We start from the raw sequence: 19,018 nt of genomic DNA, 5'->3' as shown, positions 1-19,018 counted from the left end.
AAACCCCTAAAACCGATTACAGTCAACTACGACCACGATACGGACAGTTAACATCAGGTTGCCCGTACGATCGCCGGGCGGCGAGGCGGCGGGGCCCGGAAGGCTCAGAAACCGCGGGTCCGCTTGGCCGCCGCGCGGCGTCGTGCCTGGTCAGCGCCGCCGGGCAGCTTGATGAACAGCCGCGCGATCTCTCCTCCCAGGTTCACCCCGATGGCCACGGCGAGCGCCAGCGCCGCCGCCTTCGTCAGCGAGGCGAATCCCTGGTCCAGGTGACCGCGGGTCAGCCCGAGGAGCCCGAAGTACGTCGCGGAACCCGGCAGCAGCGGGCCGATGGCCGCCGTGACGTACGGCAGCGCGGAGGCGTACCGGTAGCGGGAGAGCACCTGGCCGAAGAGACCCACCAGGCCGGCGGCCACGGCGGTGGCCGCGACCGGCGACATGCCGATGCCGATCTTCTCCTGGTGCAGCGCCGCGTAGACCGTCCAGGCGACACCGCCGTTGAGCGCGGCGACCACCAGCACGCCGCGCTCGCACTGCAGCAGCACGGCGAAGGCCAGGCTCAGCACCATCGCGGCGACCAGTTGCACCGGCGGGTTCTCGTAGGCCCGGAAGACCTGGTCCGGGTCGAGTCCGGCACCCAGGCTGACCCCGGCGTAGAGGATCAGCGTCACGCCGACGACGATGCCGGTGAAGAGGTACATCACCTCCAGCAGGCGCGCGGAGGCGGTGATGTAGAAGCCGGTCAGGCCGTCCTGGACGGCCGCGACCAGGGCCCTTCCCGGGATCAGCGCGAAGAGCCCACCGGTGATGACCGCCGAGGCCTGCAGGGTGCTCGTACCGGGCAGGTGCTGGCCGAACCGGGCGACCAGCACCCCCATCACGGCGGCGGGCATCGCCGCGGCGACGAACTGGTAGAACTCCGGCAGCCCGCGGCCCGCGCACAGCCAGGCCAGCCGGTCGCCCAGCATCGCGCCGAGCGCGGCGATCGCGAACACCAGCGGACCACCGCCGCCGACCAGCATGCTCGCCGCGCCGGCGAGGAGCCCGGCCGCCCCGGTCAGCAGCCAGCCCGGGTACGGGTGCCGGTTGCGGCGGATCTCGGCGAGCCGCCGGTAGGCGTCCTCCAGGCTGAGGTCGGCCGCGGTGACGTCGTTGATCAGCCGGAAGACGGCCGCGAGACGGGTGTAGTCGGTGGCCCGGCGGCGCACCGTGCGGTTGGCGGTGACCGGCGCGTCCACGAGCGAGGGCTGGTACGAGATGCCCAGCAGGGTGAACGTCACGGTCGGCTCGACCCGTCCGAGCCCGTAGGCGTGGGCGACGCCGAGCATCGCGGCCTCGACGTCCTCCGCGCCTTCGCCGCCGGCGAGCAGCAGCTCACCGATGCGCAGCGTGAGGTCGAGCACGCGCGGGACCGGTGGGCCGCCCTCCGCCTCCGGCCGCCGGGCGGGCTGCTCGGGAGCGGGGCGCTCGCCGACGGGCATGCGCAGCATCGTGCGCATCCGGTCGGGCCAGGGGGTCTCCTTGGAGAGGCTGACGACCGGGATGCCCTCGGGGGGCGTGAAGGCCGGGTGGGACAGCTGCGATGAGGTCCGCGTCCCGGGGCGGGCGAAGGCGGAACCCTGCGGTTCGGGCCTGGGCAGTTCCACGCCCAGCGGCGGGGTGAACTCCGAGCCGCCGACCGGCTGCTCGGGCTCGTCGGGCTCCTTGGGGTGCGCCACGGGATCCTCCTTTCGACGCGTGATCACTGGACGGTGCCGGGGTGCGCCAGAGGGGAGGGTGCGGTCACCCTCCCCTCTGGCACAGCGGGACGACTGCCCACTCCCTCCGTCCGCTAACGGCGGTTCGCGCGGTGCCGCCCGCCGGAGCCCCGCTGGAGCGGGGGCTGGCCGGCCTCGTCCTCGTCCGCGTACTCGGGTGCGCCGGGCAGCGGCCCGGGGCCGGCCTTGCGGGAGGCCGCGCGGGCGCGCAGGAACTCGATCGCGATCGGGACGACCGAGAGCAGCACGATGCCGACCAGGATCAGCTCGATGTGCTCGTGGACGAACGCGATCTGGCCCAGCCAGTAGCCGAGCAGGGTCACGCCGGCGCCCCACAGCAGGCCGCCGACGATGTTGTACGTCACGAAGACGCGGTAGTTCATGCGGCTGACGCCGGCGATGATCGGGGTGAAGGTGCGCACGATCGGCACGAAGCGGGCGAGCACGATCGACTTGGCGCCGTGCCGTTCGAAGAACTCGTGGGCCTTCTCGACGTTCTCCTGCTTGAAGAGCCTGGAGTCAGGGCGCCGGAAGAGCGAGGGCCCGACCTTGCGGCCGAAGAGGTAGCCCACCTGGTCGCCGGCGACCGCGGCGAGCACGACCAGCACGCAGACCAGCCAGATCGGATAGTCGAGCTTGCCGCCCGCGACCAGCAGGCCGCCGGTGAAGAGCAGGGAGTCACCTGGCAGGAAGAAGCCGATGAGCAGACCCGACTCGGCGAAGACGATCGCCAGCAGGCCGATCAGGCCCGCTGACGAGATGAGGTAATCGGGGTCGAGCCATTGCGGGCCCAGGGCGAGAGTCGTCACGCGCCAAAAGTATCAACGTGGTCGCGACCGAACCGTTCCCAGCCCGCGAACGCTCGGCTACGGTCCTCCCAAGCGTTTTACCGTGCAACACCGCAAGTCGCCCGTCACTCCTGAATCATCATGATCCGGCGGAACCCACATGACTCGCGCCATCTCCCTGCACGACGTCTCGAAGACCTACGGCCGCGGCGTGCGCGCCGTGGACCGCTTCTCCCTGGACATCGCCCCCGGCGAGTTCCTGGTGCTGCTCGGCCCCTCGGGCTGCGGCAAGTCCACGGTGCTGCGCATGATCGCCGGCCTGGAGGACATCACCTCCGGCGAGCTGCTGCTGGACGGCGAGTACGCCAACGACCTGGCACCGGGAGACCGGAGGATGGCCATGGTCTTCCAGAACTTCGCCCTCTACCCGAGCATGACCAGCCGGGAGAACATCGGCTTCCCGCTGCGCTTCGAGATGCCCGGGCAGGACACCGGGCCCCGGGTCGCGGAGACCGCGCGGACCCTGGGCATCGAGGACATCCTCGACCGCTACCCGGGCCAGCTGTCCGGCGGCGAGCGGCAGCGGGTCGCGATGGGCCGGGCCATCTCGCGGCGCCCGTCCGTCTTCCTGATGGACGAGCCGCTGTCCAACCTGGACGCCAAGCTCCGCTCGCACCTGCGCGCCGAGATCGCCCGGCTGACCCGCGGCATGGGCGTGACGACCGTGTACGTCACCCACGACCAGGCCGAGGCGATGTCCCTGGGCGACCGCGTGGCGATCATGCGCAACGGCGTGCTGCAGCAGGTGGGCACCCCGCGTGCGGCGTACCACCTGCCGCAGAACGTCTTCGTGGCCGCCTTCATCGGCACCCCGCGGATCAACCTCATGGAGGCGACCGTGGTGGCACCGCTGGACGGCGGGATGTGGATCGACCTCGGACGGCAGCGGCTCGTCCTCCCCCAGCCGCTGAGCCGGGACCACCAGATGCTCCGCATCCAGCAGGGCCGGCCGGTCATCGTCGGTCTGCGCTCGGAGGCCGTGCGCATCGACCGGCCGAGCAGCGCGCGGCCGGGCGAGGTGGTGCTGAGCGGTGTCGTGGAGCACGTGGAGTACCAGGGCCACGAATCGCTGGTACACCTCGGCACCGGCGCCCGCGCGGCCGTCGTGCCCGAACTGGAGTCCGCCCGTCCGGGCACCGGGCGGCAGCGCTCCCGGGCGGCGTCCCGGCAGGGCGGCGCGGCAGGCCTGGGCCGGCTGGTGCAGAAGGCCGCCGCTCGGGTCTCCGGCCAGGGCCAGACGGCCGTACTGGACCCGCCGGGGCAGCGGCCGGAGACCGAGCGGCCCGCCGGCGGGGGCGGCGACCTGGTCGTGCGCACCGGGCCCGACCTGCGGCTCCGTGCCGGCCAGCACGTGCCGCTGCTGGTCGACCTCGCGCACCTGTACGTCTTCGACCACGCGGGCCACCGGATCTGCCCGGCCCCGGACCGGGCACCGCACCTGGAGTACTGAGACTGCGCGGGACGGCGCACAGGGGCGACGATGCCCGTATGGGTATCGACGAGTACGGCGGCGGACAGTCGCCCCGGTCCGCCGTCCTGGTGGTCACCACGAACGACGTGCCGGGCTACCGGGTGGAACGGGTGATCGGTGAGGTGTTCGGCCTCACCGTGCGCTCCCGCCACCTGGGCAGCCAGATCGGCGCGGGCCTGAAGTCCCTGATCGGCGGCGAGCTGAAGGGACTCACCAGGACCCTGGCCCAGACCCGCACCGAGGCGATGGAGCGGCTGGTGGAACAGGCGCAGTCGCGCGGCGCCAACGCGGTGCTGGCGATGCGCTTCGACGTCGGCGAGGCCGCCGACGCCGGCACCGAGGTGTGCGCCTACGGCACGGCGGCGGTGATCAGCCCCGCGCCCGCCTAGCGTTGGCGACGATCGCGTCGTGGACGTACTGCGCGGTGCCCGGCGCGATCGCCTCGTAGAAGGCGTTGAAGCGCGGGTCCGCCAGGTACATCTCGGCGAGACCGGTGTGGATCTCGTACGTGCAGTCGTAGTAGTGGTCCACGATGAACTGCCGGTGCTCCTCGGCCAGGTCCATCGCCGCCTCGCCGTCCGCCGGGGCGCCGGACCCGCGCAGCGCGACCAGCCGGGCGCCCCAGTCCTCCTGTTCGGCCTTGATCCGCAGCCAGTCCTCCTTGGTGTAGGAGGCGGCGCGGCGCTGCGACTGCTCGTACGCCTCGGTGTCGCCCCAGCGCTCCCGGGTCTCCTCGGCGTGCCGGTCGGGGTCGTAGTCCCCGAAGACCTCGAACTTCTCCTCGGGCGTGAGGTTGATGCCCATCGTGCGTGCCTCCATGGCTCGTTGGACGGCGTCGGCCATCTCCGTCAGCTTCCCGATCCGCGCGGTCAGCAGCTCGTGCTGGCGCCGCAGGTGCTCCCGCGGGTCCGCGGCAGGGTCGTCGAGGAGGACCGCCACCTGGTCCAGGGGGAAGCCGAGCTCCCGGTAGAAGAGGATCTGCTGCAGCCGGTCGAGGTCGGCGTCGCTGTAGCGCCGGTGGCCCGCGTGGCTGCGGGCGCTGGGTGAGAGCAGTCCGATCTCGTCGTAGTGGTGCAGCGTGCGGACGGTCACGCCGGCGAAACCCGCCACCTGCCCGACCGGGTAGCCCGTGCTCGTGTTCATGACCACACCCTCCGGCCTCACGCCACGTGAGGTGCAAGTGCCATATTGGTGCGCATGCTGGGAATCACCGACCTGTCGACGTACGTGCTGGGCACCGTACTGATCGTGCTGCTGCCGGGGCCGAACTCGCTGTACACCCTGTCCGTCGCGGCGCGCCGCGGCGTCCGGACGGCGTACCGCGCGGCCCTGGGCGTCTTCCTCGGCGACACCGTGCTGATGACCGCGTCGGCGGCGGGCGTGGCCGGGCTGCTCCAGGCCAACGCCGTGCTGTTCGGCATCGTGAAGTACGCGGGCGCCGGCTACCTGGCGTGGATCGCCGTCGGCATGGCGCGGGCCGCCTGGGGCATGTGGCGCTCCCGGGGCACCGAGCCGGTGCCGGTGACGACCGCGGCCGAGGAGGTGGCGGACGCCGAGCGGCCGTTCCGGCGGGCGCTGGTGATCAGCCTGCTCAACCCCAAGGCGATCCTGTTCTTCATCTCCTTCTTCGTGCAGTTCGTGGACCCCGGCTACGCCCACCCCGCGCTGTCCTTCCTCGCGCTGGGCGCCATCGCGCAGGTCTTCAGCTTCTGCTACCTGACGCTGCTGATCTTCGGCGGCACCTACCTGGCCGCCCAGTTCCGCCGTCGCAGGCGCCTGGCGGCGGGACTGACCTCGGGCGCCGCGGCGCTCTTCCTGGGCTTCGCGGCGAAGCTGTCGATGTCCTCGGCGGGCTGAGCGGCCCCCGGCCGGGACCGGTCGCCGGTCGCCGCCGACCTGCCGGTGACCGTTTTCACACGTATCGTGACGGTATGTCGCTGCACAAAGGTGCCGAGGGCCTGCCGAAGCTCGCCGTGAACCCCTTCTACGCCGGGGCCGACCCGGTCGCCGGGATGCGTGCTGCGCCGCCCAAGCACCGGCTGCCCGACGGCCCGATGGCGCCCGGCACGGCGTACCAGCTCGTCCACGACGAGCTGATGCTCGACGGCAACGCCCGGCTCAACCTCGCCACCTTCGTCACCACGTGGATGGAGCCCGAGGCCGGAGTGCTGATGGGCGAGTGCCTCGACAAGAACATGATCGACAAGGACGAGTACCCGCGCACCGCCGAACTGGAGCGGCGCTGCGTGTCGATGCTCGCCGACCTGTGGCACGCCCCCGATCCGGAGAGCGCCGTCGGCTGCTCCACCACCGGCTCCTCCGAGGCCTGCATGCTCGCCGGGATGGCCCTCAAGCGCCGCTGGATGAGGCGTACCGGCGACGGCGCCCGCGCGTCCCTCGCACGCCGCCTGACCAGGCGCGGCGGCGACCGCCACCCGGGCACCGGCCGCCCGAACCTGGTCATGGGAGCCAACGTGCAGGTCTGCTGGGAGAAGTTCTGCAACTTCTGGGAGGTCGAGCCGCGCCTGATGCCGATGGAGGGCGACCGGCTGCACCTGGACGCGGACGCCGCCGTCGCGATGTGCGACGAGAACACCATCGGGGTGGTGGCCGTCCTCGGCTCGACCTTCGACGGCTCCTACGAGCCCGTGGCCGAGATCTGCGCCGCGCTCGACGCCTTCCAGGAGCGGACCGGGCTGGACGTCCCCGTCCACGTCGACGGCGCCTCCGGGGGCATGATCGCGCCCTTCCTCGACGAGGACCTGGTCTGGGACTTCCGGCTGCCCCGGGTGGCCTCGATCAACACCTCCGGCCACAAGTACGGGCTGGTCTACCCCGGCGTCGGCTGGGCGCTGTGGCGGGACAGCGACGCCCTGCCCGAGGAGCTGGTCTTCCGGGTCAACTACCTCGGCGGCGACATGCCGACCTTCGCCCTGAACTTCTCCCGGCCGGGCGCGCAGGTGGTCGCCCAGTACTACACCTTCCTGCGCCTGGGCCGGGACGGCTTCCGCACCGTCCAGCAGACCGCCCGCGACGTGGCCGTCTACCTCGCCTCGCGGATCGAGGAGTGCGGGGACTTCCGGCTGATCACCCGAGGCGACCAGTTGCCGGTCTTCGCCTTCACCACCGCCGACCACGTCACCGCCTACGACGTCTTCGACGTCTCCCGGCGGATGCGCGAGCGCGGCTGGCTGGTGCCCGCCTACACCTATCCGGCCGACCGCGAGGACCTGGCGGTGCTGCGCATCGTGGTCCGCAACGGCTTCTCCGAGGACCTCGCCGACCTCTTCCTCGCCGACCTCAAGCGCTACCTCCCCCAACTGCGCGAACAGGAGCGCCCGCTCCACCCGCCCGGCGAGGCACCCACCGCCTTCCACCACTGAGCGCCGCGTGGCGGGGCACACGCTCCCCATGGGGAAGGACGAACAGACCAAGGGCACCGTCTTCATCGCCCTCGCCGCGAACCTGGTGATCGCCGTGGCGAAGGCGGTCGGCGGGCTGCTCACCACCTCGCCTGCGCTGCTGTCGGAGGCCGCGCACTCGGTGGCCGACACCCTCAACGAGGTCTTCCTGCTGGCCGCGCTGCGCCGCAGCCGGCGCAGGCCCGACGCGCGGCACCCCTTCGGCTACGGGAAGGAGCGCTGGTTCTGGTCGCTGCTCGCCGCCGTGGGGATCTTCGTGATGGGCGGCTGCTTCTCCTTCTACCAGGGCGTGTCCGCGTTCCACGAGCGCGAGCCGCACACCACGCAGGCCTTCCTGACCGCCGTGGCCGTCCTGGTCGTCTCCCTGCTCGCCGAGGGATCCTCGCTGCTCAGGGCGCTGCTGCAGGTGCGCGGCGGGGCCCGCGAGCACGGCCGCCCCTTCCGCACCGAACTGCGCGAGGGTGACGACCCCACCCTGCGCACCGTGCTCGGCGAGGACAGCGCCGCGGTGCTCGGCGTGCTGCTGGCGCTCGCCGGCGTGGTGCTGCACTGGACCACCGGCGACCGCACCTGGGAGGCGTACGCGTCCCTGGCGATCGCCGCCCTGCTGATATACGTCGCCTACCGGCTCGGCAAGGACTGCCGGGACACCCTCATCGGCGAGGCCGCCGACCCCCGGCTGCGGCACCGGGCGCACGAACTGCTGACCCTGCAGCCGGAGATCGACACGGTCACCGCGCTGCTGACGATGCGCCTCGGGGTCGACTCGGTGCTGCTGGCCGCCCGGGTGGACCTGACCGAGGGCATCGACAGCGAGACCGTGGAGGAGGCCGCGGTCCGCATCAAGCGCACCCTGGCCGGGGAGTTCCCCGAACTGGACCAGATCTTCCTGGACGTCACGGACGCCTCCGACGAGGACCGCCGCGCGGCGCACCGGCTGAGGCGGTCCCTGCGCTCCGAGGCGGGCAAGGGCGAGGGCGGGGGCTGACCGGTCGCCCGGCCGGCCCCCGCCCTCGTGTGGGTGGTGCCGCGTGCGTCAGCGCACGTCGACGTAGACGGCGGTGCCGTCGCTGTCGAAGTGCTTGGAGTCACCGAAGTACTGGATCAGCCACTTGCCGTCGGAGGACGGCTTGCCCTTCACGGTGGCCTTGCCCGTCGAGCTCGTGGTGCCCGACGCGACGTACGTCCACTTCGTCGAGCCCTTCTTCTGGAAGAACAGCTCGACGTGCCGGCCCTTGTACGGCCGCCAGGAACCGGAGACGTACTCCTTCAACGTGCCGGTGAAGGTGACGGTGGCGCCCTTCTTCACCTTCGTCGCGGACGCCTTGATCGAGTACATCCGGGTGTTGGTGCGGGTCAGCCGGACCGGCTTGGTGGTGCTCTCGGCGAGCTGGTCGGAGACGTAGTGGTGCAGTCGGTAGTAGCCGTCGAGGTGGCCCCACTTGGTGATCGTCACCACGCTGCCGTTGTTGTCGGCGTGCGCGGTGCCGAGGTCCTGCCAGCCGGTCTTGCCGTCCTTGGAGTACTCCAGGTGGACGACCTGGGGCTGGTAGACGGACGTCACCCGGTCGTACGCGGCGTACAGCCGGGCGGACAGGGTGACCTTGGTGTCCGCGGCGATCTTGGCGCTCGCCTCGGTGAAGACAGAGTCCGCCGGGAGGACGATCGAGCCGCCGGCGGAGACGGAGGCGGACAGGTAGGGGTCCGCCTCGCCGGCCGACCAGGACCCGTACGTGGCGGGAGCCGCGATCACCTTGCCGGTGAAGGCGCCCGAGGCGTCGGTGGTGACCGTGACCTGACCCGTGCCGCTGAGCGCCAGCGCCACCGGCACCCCGGCGACCGGCGCGCCCGTGGTGTCCTTGACGTGGCCGCTGATCGTCACCGCCTGGCCGGGCACCGCGCGGGTGCGGTCGGCCGTGGCGGTGACGATCACGTCGGTCTGCCGGATCTCCGGGCTCCCGGCCTCCGCGGTGACGGACCCGTGCACCCGCCCGTCGTCCACGGAGAGCGCCGCCCTCAGCCCGGACCACGTGACGACCGGGAACTCCTGGGAGGTGAAGGACCCGTCCGCCCCGGTCACGGCCTGCCCGGTGCTGTCGGGCCGCCCGTCGACGGAGTAGTAGGTGCGGGTCACGTCGACCGTGGCGCCCTCGACGGGCACCTGGTCGCCGCTGCCCGGCTGGACGCCGAGGAGCGTGCCGGTGACGGCCGTCGTGCGGTGGTCCTTGTCCAGCACCGTCCGCGTCAGGACGGTGCCGGTGAGGACCGGCCGGAGGGTGAAGTCCAGGGTGCCGGCGCCCGTGCGGGTGACGGTGTGGCCCTGGTCGTCGGTGGCGGTGACGTCGATGGTGTACCGGCCCAGGTGCGGCATGGCGCCGCCGTCCTCGGTCAGCTTCAGCGGGGCGCCGGACGGCACCGACCACCGCTCCCCGGAGCCGGCGAGCGACAGCGCGTCCACGACGACCGCGTCGCCGTCGCGCACCGTCGCCGTGACCGAGGTGACCGCGGCGCCGGGGACGTCCGTCCACACCGGCACCGTGAAGGAGCCGCGCTCGGCGTCGGCCGTACGGGCCACACCGATGCCGACCGGGCCCGCGTCGTCGGCGAGGGCGGGGGTGACGGCGAGACCGCCGGAGAGCGCGGCCACCGAGGCGATCAGCGCGAGGGCGCGCCGGGACTCAACGGGCATTGACGTACTCCGTCTTCGACTCGCTGTAGAAGTGCGTGGAGTCGGCCTCCAGGTAGGCGCCCCACGTGCCGTCGCCGTAGGCCTTGGTGTTGAGGCTGAAACGGCCCGAGGAGTCTGTCCTCCCCTTCACGGTCCAGTACCAGGTGCTCTCGCCCTTGGGCCGGAAGACGATGACGACCTTCCCGCCCTTGTACGCCTTCCACTTGCCGCCCGACTGGTACTGCAGCGTGCCGCGGGCCTTCAGCGCACCGCCCACGCGCGGGCTGTTGGGCGTCATGTCGAAGGAGACGATCCGGGTCACCGTGCGGTGCAGGCGCTTCTTGGCCGAGGCCACCGCGAGCATCCCGTCCGACTCGGCGTGGTACAGGCGGTAGTAGCCGTCCGTGTAGCCGTAGGCGCTCACCGAGAAGGAGCACTTGCCGCCGGAGGAGTCCCCCGCGGAGCCCGACTTGAGGGTCTTCCAGCCGGTGCTGCCGTTCTTGGAGTACTGCAGGGAGACCTGCGCGTTCCAGCAGGAACCCGCCAGCTTGCCCTTGGCCGTGACCTTCTTGTAGGCGTCCAGCGACATCGTGACGCCCGAGTAGGAGCCGGCCGTGGGCACGTTGACCAGGTGCTCGGCGTAGGCGAAGCCGGACACGTACTCCGACGGCTTGACGTAGGTGTAGTGGTACGTCGTCCTCGTCGCCGTCGCCGCGAGCGAGAAGTTCCCCGAGGCGTCCGCGGTGCCCGTGCCCATCAGGCCGGGCGTGGTGTACCGGTACACGTCCGGGGGCTGCGGGGTGGTGACCAGGGGCGCGCCGGCAAACGGCTTCCAGCCCTCGTCGGTCAGCCGCTGGACGGTGCCCCGCATGGTGAAGGTCTTGCCCTGGTGGACCCGCTTGGCCGACGGATCGGCGCTGATCCGGTACTGCACCGCCTTGGCCGGCAGCTCCGGGAGGGCGGCCGGGGCCACCGGGTCGGTGTCGGCCCCGCCGCTGACGACGGCGGTGCCCGCGGTGAGCGCGCCGCCGGGCGTCACGCCGACCGAGAAGGTGCCGTCGGCTCCGGACGTCGCCGTCGCCGAGCCGTGCTTGGTGTCGACCCCGACGCGGGCGGTCCAGTTGACCCGCACCGGAGTGCCGGGCGCGGCCGGGCCGGTCGTGCCCGTCGCGGGGTCAAAGGTCGTGACGGCGCCGGTGAGCACCGCCGACTGGTGGTCGAAGTCGGTGTGGTCGCGGTCGTAGGCGAGCGTGCCGACCCCGGTGTGCAGCCGGTAGCCGAAGAGCCCCGCCCCGCCGTGTGCGGCGCCGCTCCAGTGCTGGACGGTGCCGCCGGGCAGGCGGTAGTCGACGTCCACCGGGTAGTCGCCGAACGCCGTGCCCGCGGGCAGGCCGACGGGCCGGTCGGTGTACCAGCCGCGCTGCCACGAGAAGGACAGGTCGTCGGTCGAGGCCAGTACGGGCGCGTCCGCGGCCGCGGAGGCCCGGACGCTCACCTTGACCCACAGCGCCTGGCCGTCGGCCAGGCCCACGGCCAGGGTGCCGTCGTCGCCGGTGGTCAGACCGCTGACCGTCACGTCGTCGGCGAAGGCGGGCCAGACGGTCAGCGGTCCGGCCGCGAGGCCGGTGGTGAGAAGGAGAACGGATGCACTTCGGAGGACGGCAGCCCGATGTGCGCGCGGTATGCGCATGCAGGACCCCCCACAGGTCAGAAAGCGGCGCCGAAACGGTCAGCGCCGGAGGCCGAACAATAGCGAACCTGTGAGGGAGTTGTGGGGGGCGGGGCTCCCGTGCCGGTCGGCGGCCGTCAGCCGCCGATCCGCACGCCGTGCCGGGCCAGCCAGGGCAGCGGGGCGACCGACGAACCCATCTGCGGCGTGACACGGACCTCGAAGTGCAGGTGCGGACCGGTGGAGTTGCCGGAGTTGCCGGACCGGCCGATCCGTTCGCCGGCGCGGACCCGCTGTCCGGGGACGACCTCCAGCACGGACAGATGGGCGTAGTGCGTGCAGTAGCCGTCGTCGTGCCGGACCACGACCTGGTTGCCGAAGCCGTCACCGCACGCGGCCACCACCACCGTGCCGTCGCCCACCGCGCGGACCGGGGTGCCCGGCGGCACCGCGAAGTCCTGGCCGGTGTGGCGGTGCGCCCAGTGCGCCCCGGAGGCGTCGTAGCCGGCGGTGAGCGTGTAGTGCGCCACCGGGCGCACCCAGTGCGGGGCGCCCGCCCGGTGGGCGGCGGCGGACGACCGGGGCGGGGTCCGGGGGAGGTCGCGCGGGCAGTCCGCCGAGAGTCCCTCGTGGGCCATGAGCGCCAGGTCCCGGGCGGACAGCCCGGCCCGGGCGCGCAGCAGCCGCGCCTCGATGCGCCGGCGGAGCGCGTCCTTGCGACGGGCCTCGCGGGCCAGCACCGCCAGCGTCCGGTGGACGGCCTCGGTGTCCGCCGCCAGCCGGCGCTCGGCCAGCATCCGCTCGGCCAGCAGCGCCGCCTGCGCGTGGTCGCCCTGCCGGGCCAGCGTCGCGCCCTCCAGCAGCCGGTCGGGCCGCCCGGACAGCAACAGCCGCGCCGAGGGTCCCAGCCCCCCGTTGCGGTACTCGCTGCGCGCCATCGCCCCGATCCGGTCCCGCAGCACGTCCAGCCGCCGCCGTTCCACCGCCGCTGCCCGGTGCAGCAGGCGCAGGTCGGCCCGCTTGCGGCGGACCGCCCGCTCCGCGTCCTCGTACGCCTGCACCGCACGGGCCGCCTGCGCGTACAGCCGCTCCACCCGGGCCGGGGGGCCCGGGCGCGGCCCGGGGTGCTCGCCGGCCACCGCCGGCGAGGCGGTCAGCAGCAGGCAGAGGGCCACGGCCGCCGTCCTCCATCGCATCGCCCGATCCTTTCGGGCCGGTCACCGCGGGGCCCGGACGACACGCCCCGCCGCCCGGCGGCCACCCGGCGGGGTGACCGCATCCGGGCGTGCGCCCGGCGGGGGACCGCCCGATCATGGGAACGGGCGCACTCGGCGGACAGGAGGGTGACCGGGTGAGCGGTGACGGTGAGCCCGGCGGCTGGTCACCGCCGGACGACGGGGTCCTGCGGCAGGTGCTGGACGGCACCCCCGCGGGCGTGGGCATCTACGACCCGCAACTGCGCTACGTCTACGTCAACCCCGCCCTGGCCCGGATGAACGGCCTGCCCGCCGAGGCGCACCTCGGTCGCCGGATCACCGAGGTGCTGCCGGACCTGGACGACGCGGGCGAGGAGGCGCTGCGCCAGGTCCTGTCCGACGGCAAGTCGCGCGAGGTGCCCTCCAGCGGCCGCACGCACGCCGAGTCCGGGACGGGCCGGCGCTACTGGCAGGGCGCGTACCACCGGCTGGACGCGGCGGACGGCACGGTGCTCGGCCTCGTCGGGATCATGCTGGAGGTCAGCGCGTCGCGCCAGCACCAGCAGGAGCTGGAACGGGCCCGGGAGCGGCTGGCGATCCTGGACCGCGCCGCCACCTTCATCGGCACCACCCTGGAGATGGACGAGACCTGCGCCGAGCTCGCCGGGTTCCTCGTGCCGCTGCTCGCCGACATCGCCACCGTCGAGGTCTTCCCCACCGAGCGCTCCACCCCCTACAACCGCGGTCTGCTGCGGCTGCGCCGGGCGGCGATGGCCGCGCTGCCGAACCTGCGCGAGCAGGTCAAGATCTTCGGCGAGCCCGGGGAGTACGTGGAGTACCCGTCGGGCACGACCATCCCGCGCTGCCTGCAGTCGGGCAGCCCGGTGGTGCAGAGCCTCTTCGAGGACGACGCCCTGGGCCACGGCGGGTCGGCCCGCGAGCGGATGGCCGCCTTCCGCTCGGTGGGCATCCACTCGGCGCTCGTCGTGCCGCTCGCGGCGCGCGGCGAACCCATCGGCACGGTGACCCTGGTCCGCTGCGGCGAGTCCCCGGGGTTCACCGAGCGGGACACCGAGACCGTCCAGGACATCGTCCGGCGGGCCGCGATCTACCTCGACAACGCCCGCCGCTACACCCACGAGCACGGCATCGCCCTCGAGTTGCAGCGTGCCCTGATGTCGGAGCCGGGCTCCCCGCACCCCTCGGTGGAGGCCGCGTTCCGCTACCAGCCGGCCGGCAGCACCGCGCTGGTGGGCGGCGACTGGTACGACGCCGTACGGCTGTCCTACGGGCGCACCCTGCTGGCCATGGGCGACGTCATGGGGCACGGGGTGGAGGCCTCGGTCGACATGAGCCAGTACCGCTCGATGCTGCGCTTCGTGGCCGCGGCCGACCTGCCGCCGCACCGCATCCTGCGCCGGCTGGACACCCTCATCTCGGAGACCGAGTCGGGCCGTCCGGCGAGCTGCCTGCTGGCCCTCGTCGACCCGGTGCGCAACACGTGCACCTTCTCCAGCGCCGGTCACCTGCCGCCCGCCGTCATCCGGCCGGACGGCACGGTCGACATCGTCGACGTGCCGGTCGGGCCGCCGCTGGGCACCGGCCACGGAGGCTACGAGCCCGTCGCGGCCTCCTGCCGGGCCGGCGACGTCCTGCTGCTGTACACGGACGGTCTGGTGGAGCGGCGCGGGGAGGACATCGACGCCTCGCTCGACCGCCTCGCCGGGTTGCGCCTGCACTCCGACGGTGATCTGGGCGGACTCGTCGACCGGGTGCTGTCCCTGCTGGTCGTGGAGCCGGCCGACGACGACATCGCGGTCCTCGCGGCACGGATCATGCGATAGGCGGATCAACCGCTCGGAGTACCACAACAGGCGCACCTCGACTTGCGCCCGCACGATGATCAGACGGGCCGCCGCAGGGGCGGGCCCGGGAACCGGCCCCTCGGGGAGGATCTGCCGTGACCGTCAGTCTGGCGCATCTGCGTCGTTGCTCCGTTGCCGTCGACCTCGGGGCGTCGCGCACCCGTGTCTACCTCAAGCACCAGGGACTCGTCGTGGACGAGCCCAGCGTGGCCGCCGTCAACGCGCACAGCGGTGCCCTCATCGCGGTCGGCTCGCTCGCCGAGAAGATGACAGGGCGCACGCCCGAGCACATCCGCGTGGTCCGCCCCATCCAGGCCGGCATGGTCGTCGACATCGAGATGGCCCAGCGCATGCTCCGTCACCTGCTGGGCGGTCAGCTCCGCAAGGCCTGGCGGCGCAAGCCGATGCTCCGGGCGGCCGTCTGCACCCCCAACGGCAGCGGGCCGCTGGCCCAGCGGGCCGCCGTCGAGACGATGTACGGCCTCGGTTCGCGGCGGGTCGAACTCGTCGACTCCGTCATCGCGGCCGCCATCGGGTGCGGACTGCCGGTCGAGCAGCCCGAGGCGACGATGATCATGCTGGCCGGGGCGAGCACCACGCAGATCGCGGTCATGTCGATGGGCGCGATCGTCGCGGCGGAGACCATCGCGGTGGGCGGCGAGGCGATCGACCACGCCGTCGTCCAGCACCTGCGCAACACCCACGAACTGGTGCTGCCCAGCCAGTCGGTACGGCCCCTGCACGAGATCCTCTCGGCGCCCGGCCCCACCGCGCCCAGCGCCGAGGTCCAGGGGCGCGACGTCGCCAGCGGCATCGCCCGTACGGTCCGCGTCGACACCGAGGCGGTGCGGCAGGCGATCCGGATGCCCATGGCGACGCTGGTCGACGGGATCGGCCAGACGCTCAGGCGGTGCCCGCCGGACCTGGTCGCCGACCTCACCGACCGCGGCATCATGCTCGCGGGCGGCAGCGCGCTGCTTCCCGGCCTGGACATGATGCTCCGTCAGGCCACCGGGATGCCGGTCACGATCGCGGACCGGCCCGACGTCTGCGCGGTGCGCGGGCTGGGCGCGATGATGGAGGGCCACCCCGTCCCGATGCCGCTCGACCCGCTGTCCGTGTAGGCCCCGGGCCGGGTTCAGACGTCCAGGACGAGACGGGAGCCGGCGGCTCCCCGCGAGACGCAGACGAGCATCGCGTCGTCCGTACGGCGGGCGGTCGCACTGCCGCCGTGGCGGACCGCGTCCGCGCCCGCCAGGACCCGGACCCGGCACGTGCCGCAGAAGCCCTGGCGGCAGGAGTACGACGTCGCGGGCCGCGCCCCCGTCAGGACGGAGAGCGCGGTGCGGTCGGCCGGGACGGGGAGCACCTCCCCGTCCCGGCCGAGCTGCATCTCGAAGGCGGTGCCGTCCGTGACCGGCGGCGGCGAGAAGCGCTCCACGTGCAGCACCGGGGCCGGGCGCAACGCCGGGATCAGCGCGGGCGGACCGCAGAAGTAGACCGCCGTACCCGCGTCCGCGCCCGCCAGCAGTTCCGCCCCCGTCGGGGGACCACCGGCCTCCTCGTCGGTGCGGACCCGCACCCGCCACGGCTCGTGCCCCGCGAACTCGGCCAGCTCCGCCAGGAACGGCAGCGTCGCCCGGCTGCGCCCCGCGTACACCAGGCGCCAGTCCGCCCCGGCAGCGGCCGCGGCGCGCACCATCGGCAGGATCGGCGTGATCCCGATGCCGCCCGCGAGGAAGAGCAGCGACCCGGAGCCGGTCAGGGCCAGGGGGAAGGCGTTGCGCGGGCCGAGGGTGCGCAGGACCGCGCCCGGGGCGAGGGCGTGCATCTCGCGGGACCCGCCCTCCCCGTCCGGGACTAGCCGCACCGCCACCCGATAGGCGTCCCGTTCGGCCGGGTCGCCGCACAGGCTGTACTGGCGGCGCCGCCCGGACGGCAGGTCGAGGTCGAGGTGGGCACCGGGGTGCCAGGCGGGCAGCGCGGCGGTGCCGCCGTCCGCCCGCACCAGCCGCAGCCCCACGACGCCCTCGGCCGCCGCGGTGACCTCGGCGACGCGCAGGGCCAGCGAGCGGTCCACGGCGGCCGGTTCGCGTACCGGCCGCCGCCCGCTGCCGCGCACCAGCAGCGGGGTGATCCGGGCGAGCAGCGCCAGCAGCGGCTCCGGGCGGGAGCCGCCGGCCCGGCGGGGCGGCGGGGTCGCCCATGCCGGAGGCGGGGGCAGGGTGCTCGGGTCGGGCAGGGACACGTGCGGGGACCCCCTAGTGGAGCGCCGCGCGCGCGGCGGGCGAGGACGCGAGGTAGGCGACGGCCTGCGTGGTGGACCCGTACTGCGACGGGTGGTAGCCGGGCCGCAGGTAGGAGAAGAAGAGCCGGACGACCGCGTGCGGCGGCGGCAGCAGCCCCCGCCGGGCACCGCGGTACCAGTCGCGCCAGCGCGGCTTCCCGGCGCCCACCGGGTCCTCGGCCATGAGGCAGCGCAGCCCGCGCACCCACCAGTAGAGCAGCACGGGGAAGGCGACCAGGTGCGCCCGCACCCGGTGCCGGTAGCGGCCGTCGAGATGGGTGAACAGGTCGTACGCGACGGCGCGGTGCTCGACCTCCTCCGCCCCGTGCCAGCGGTAGAGGTCGAGGACGGCCCCGGCCTTCTCGTGCTTGTCGAGGGCGTCCAGCGCGTGCGCGTTCAGGATCCAGTCGCCGAGGAAGGACGTCACGTGCTCGATGGCGGCGATGATCGCGACCCGCTCGACGAGCCAGCCGTGCGCGGCCCTGCCGGTCAGACCGCGGTCGCCGAGCATCTCCTGGAAGAACCAGCGCAGTTGGGCGACGAACCGCTCGGTGTCCAGACCCGCGTCGTTGAAGTGGCCCAGCAGCGACTGGTGGGCCCGGGAGTGCATGGCCTCCTGGCCGATGAAGCCGATGACGTCCTCGCGCAGCCGGTCGTCCCCGATCATCGGCACGGTCTGCTGGAAGACGGTGAGGAACCAGTCCTCGCCCTCGGGGAGCAGGATGTTGAGGACGTTGGCGAAGTGGGTGAGGAACGCGTCGTCGTCCAGGTAGCGGACGGGCAGGCCGTCCCAGTCCCAGTGCACGTCGCGGGGCTTGAGGACGAGGTGCTCGGGCTCGGCGGTCATGCCGCGGTCCTCTCCTTCTCCGCACGTTCGACCAGGCGGGCGGCGTGCTCGGCGACGAGGTCCGGGAGGTGGGACGGCAGCCAGTGGCCGCCGTCCACGTGGTGGACCTCGGCCCCGGGCGCCCAGTCGGTGATCTCGGTTTGCCAGGGCGGCAGGACGAACACGTCCTTGGACGGGGCCAGCACGACCGCGGGGAGCGCGGCGTGCCGGACCCGGGGGCGGAACATGCGGGGCAGCACATTGGCGCGGTAGAGCTTGAGCCCGGCACGGTTGCGGGCGGCGAGCCCCGGGCTGTAGCCGGAGGGGCCCTCGCCGGTCTCCAGGCGGCGCAGGGCCGTGACGACTCCGTCCAGGAGGCCGCTGCGGCAGGCGAGTTCGGCGACCCCCACCAGGTGGAAGAAGCCGACGTACTGCGAGGCCAGCGACTGCTTGGCGAGCTTCAGCAGGCGGGCGGGCGTCGGCCGGCGCAGCTGGGCGCGGTACCAGCGGCCGGTGTGGTCCAGGTCGGGGCCGGAGATCGAGGTGATCGAGGCGTAGCGGTGGGCGAGCTCCGGAGTGCTGACGGTGTGCCAGCTCTGCACCGACCCCCAGTCGTGGGTCAGCAGGTGGACCGGGGCCCGCGGGCTGACCGCGTCGGCGACGGCGGTGGTGTCGGCGGCGAGCTGCGGCAACCGGTAGGCGCGGGTGCGGCGTGGGACGTCCGAGGCGCCCGAGCCGCGCACGTCGTACGTCACGACGTGGAAGCCGCGGGCGGCGAGGCGCCCTGCGACGCCGTCCCACACACCGTGGTCGTCGGGGAAGCCGTGCACACACAGCACCGTGGTCCCGGCCGGGTCCCCCTGCTCGTACACCGCCAGCCGCACCCCGTCGGAGGCCGTGACCCAGCGCTGCGCCATGTCCGCCGCCCTTCGTCTTCGCCTTCGCGTCACCGCGTCGTCGGTCGGTCGTCGGTTCGCCGTTCCCGGCGGCCACGATGGCAGCTTGTTGA

Annotated in this window: 16 protein-coding genes; 7 read left to right on the top strand and 9 right to left on the bottom strand. The window is 73.2% G+C overall.

What is annotated here, in order from left to right:
• Positions 1–104: 104 nt before the first annotated feature.
• Entirely contained in the window at positions 105–1,718 is a 1,614-nt protein-coding gene (locus tag PV410_RS05690; protein ID WP_500322714.1) for a threonine/serine exporter family protein, read from the bottom strand.
• Between the two features lie 113 nt (positions 1,719–1,831).
• The gene (locus PV410_RS05685; protein WP_500322713.1) at positions 1,832–2,566 is read right to left on the bottom strand and encodes a DedA family protein; all 735 of its coding nucleotides are present in this window, start codon (positions 2,564–2,566) and stop codon (positions 1,832–1,834) included.
• Positions 2,567–2,705: 139 nt separating this feature from the next.
• Here PV410_RS05685 and PV410_RS05680 point away from each other — a divergent pair, with 139 nt between their 5' ends.
• Both PV410_RS05680 and PV410_RS05675 read left to right on the top strand, forming a co-directional pair.
• Positions 2,706–4,055, top strand: a complete 1,350-nt coding sequence (locus PV410_RS05680; protein WP_500322712.1) for an ABC transporter ATP-binding protein — start codon at positions 2,706–2,708, stop codon at positions 4,053–4,055.
• Between the two features lie 38 nt (positions 4,056–4,093).
• Positions 4,094–4,465 (top strand): YbjQ family protein, encoded by a 372-nt coding sequence (locus PV410_RS05675; RefSeq protein ID WP_500322711.1) that lies wholly within the window; start codon positions 4,094–4,096, stop codon positions 4,463–4,465.
• On the opposite strand, the gene PV410_RS05670 is transcribed toward PV410_RS05675, so the two are convergent.
• Positions 4,446–5,219 (bottom strand): MerR family transcriptional regulator, encoded by a 774-nt coding sequence (locus PV410_RS05670; RefSeq protein ID WP_500322710.1) that lies wholly within the window; start codon positions 5,217–5,219, stop codon positions 4,446–4,448. The genes PV410_RS05675 and PV410_RS05670 overlap by 20 nt on opposite strands.
• Positions 5,220–5,273: 54 nt before the next feature.
• Between PV410_RS05670 and leuE the strand changes: the two genes are divergently transcribed.
• From leuE to PV410_RS05655, 3 genes are all read left to right on the top strand, one after another.
• Positions 5,274–5,933 (top strand): leucine efflux protein LeuE, encoded by a 660-nt coding sequence (leuE, locus tag PV410_RS05665; protein WP_500322708.1) that lies wholly within the window; start codon positions 5,274–5,276, stop codon positions 5,931–5,933.
• A 74-nt stretch (positions 5,934–6,007) separates the two neighbouring features.
• Positions 6,008–7,459: a glutamate decarboxylase gene (gene gad, locus PV410_RS05660; RefSeq protein WP_500322707.1), complete on the top strand. Its 1,452-nt coding sequence runs from the start codon at positions 6,008–6,010 to the stop codon at positions 7,457–7,459.
• 28 nt (positions 7,460–7,487) lie between these two features.
• Positions 7,488–8,486, top strand: coding sequence for a cation diffusion facilitator family transporter (locus tag PV410_RS05655; protein ID WP_500322706.1), 999 nt, complete (start codon positions 7,488–7,490; stop codon positions 8,484–8,486).
• 48 nt (positions 8,487–8,534) lie between these two features.
• Here PV410_RS05655 and PV410_RS05650 read toward each other — a convergent pair whose 3' ends face one another.
• The 3 genes from PV410_RS05650 to PV410_RS05640 form a co-directional block, all read right to left on the bottom strand.
• Complete coding sequence (locus PV410_RS05650; RefSeq protein WP_500322705.1) at positions 8,535–10,187, bottom strand: carboxypeptidase-like regulatory domain-containing protein; 1,653 nt, start codon at positions 10,185–10,187, stop codon at positions 8,535–8,537.
• Positions 10,177–11,856: a hypothetical protein gene (locus PV410_RS05645; protein ID WP_500322704.1), complete on the bottom strand. Its 1,680-nt coding sequence runs from the start codon at positions 11,854–11,856 to the stop codon at positions 10,177–10,179. Before PV410_RS05645 ends, PV410_RS05650 begins: the two co-directional genes overlap by 11 nt.
• A 116-nt stretch (positions 11,857–11,972) precedes the next feature.
• Positions 11,973–13,031 carry a M23 family metallopeptidase gene (locus PV410_RS05640; RefSeq protein WP_500322703.1) on the bottom strand — a complete coding sequence of 353 codons (1,059 nt, stop codon included), beginning with the start codon at positions 13,029–13,031 and terminating at the stop codon, positions 11,973–11,975.
• Positions 13,032–13,186: 155 nt separating this feature from the next.
• Between PV410_RS05640 and PV410_RS05635 the strand changes: the two genes are divergently transcribed.
• Positions 13,187–14,875: a SpoIIE family protein phosphatase gene (locus PV410_RS05635; RefSeq protein ID WP_500322702.1), complete on the top strand. Its 1,689-nt coding sequence runs from the start codon at positions 13,187–13,189 to the stop codon at positions 14,873–14,875.
• 116 nt (positions 14,876–14,991) lie between these two features.
• Entirely contained in the window at positions 14,992–16,020 is a 1,029-nt protein-coding gene (locus PV410_RS05630) for a rod shape-determining protein (protein WP_499512538.1), read from the top strand.
• A gap of 14 nt (positions 16,021–16,034) precedes the next feature.
• Here PV410_RS05630 and PV410_RS05625 read toward each other — a convergent pair whose 3' ends face one another.
• From PV410_RS05625 to PV410_RS05615, 3 genes are read right to left on the bottom strand one after another with little or no spacing between them, the layout of a single operon-like run.
• Entirely contained in the window at positions 16,035–17,144 is a 1,110-nt protein-coding gene (locus PV410_RS05625) for a PDR/VanB family oxidoreductase (protein ID WP_500322701.1), read from the bottom strand.
• A gap of 13 nt (positions 17,145–17,157) precedes the next feature.
• On the bottom strand, positions 17,158–18,030 hold the full coding sequence (locus tag PV410_RS05620) for a metal-dependent hydrolase (RefSeq protein WP_500322700.1): 873 nt from the start codon (positions 18,028–18,030) through the stop codon (positions 17,158–17,160).
• Positions 18,027–18,926 (bottom strand): alpha/beta fold hydrolase, encoded by a 900-nt coding sequence (locus PV410_RS05615; protein ID WP_500322699.1) that lies wholly within the window; start codon positions 18,924–18,926, stop codon positions 18,027–18,029. Before PV410_RS05615 ends, PV410_RS05620 begins: the two co-directional genes overlap by 4 nt.
• Positions 18,927–19,018: the final 92 nt, after the last annotated feature.

It is taken from the genome of Streptomyces sp. PA03-5A (genome assembly GCF_033792725.1).
Classification (GTDB): domain Bacteria; phylum Actinomycetota; class Actinomycetes; order Streptomycetales; family Streptomycetaceae; genus Actinacidiphila.
Note: the sequence above shows the minus strand (reverse complement) of the source record. Positions and strands in the feature narration are given on the sequence as shown.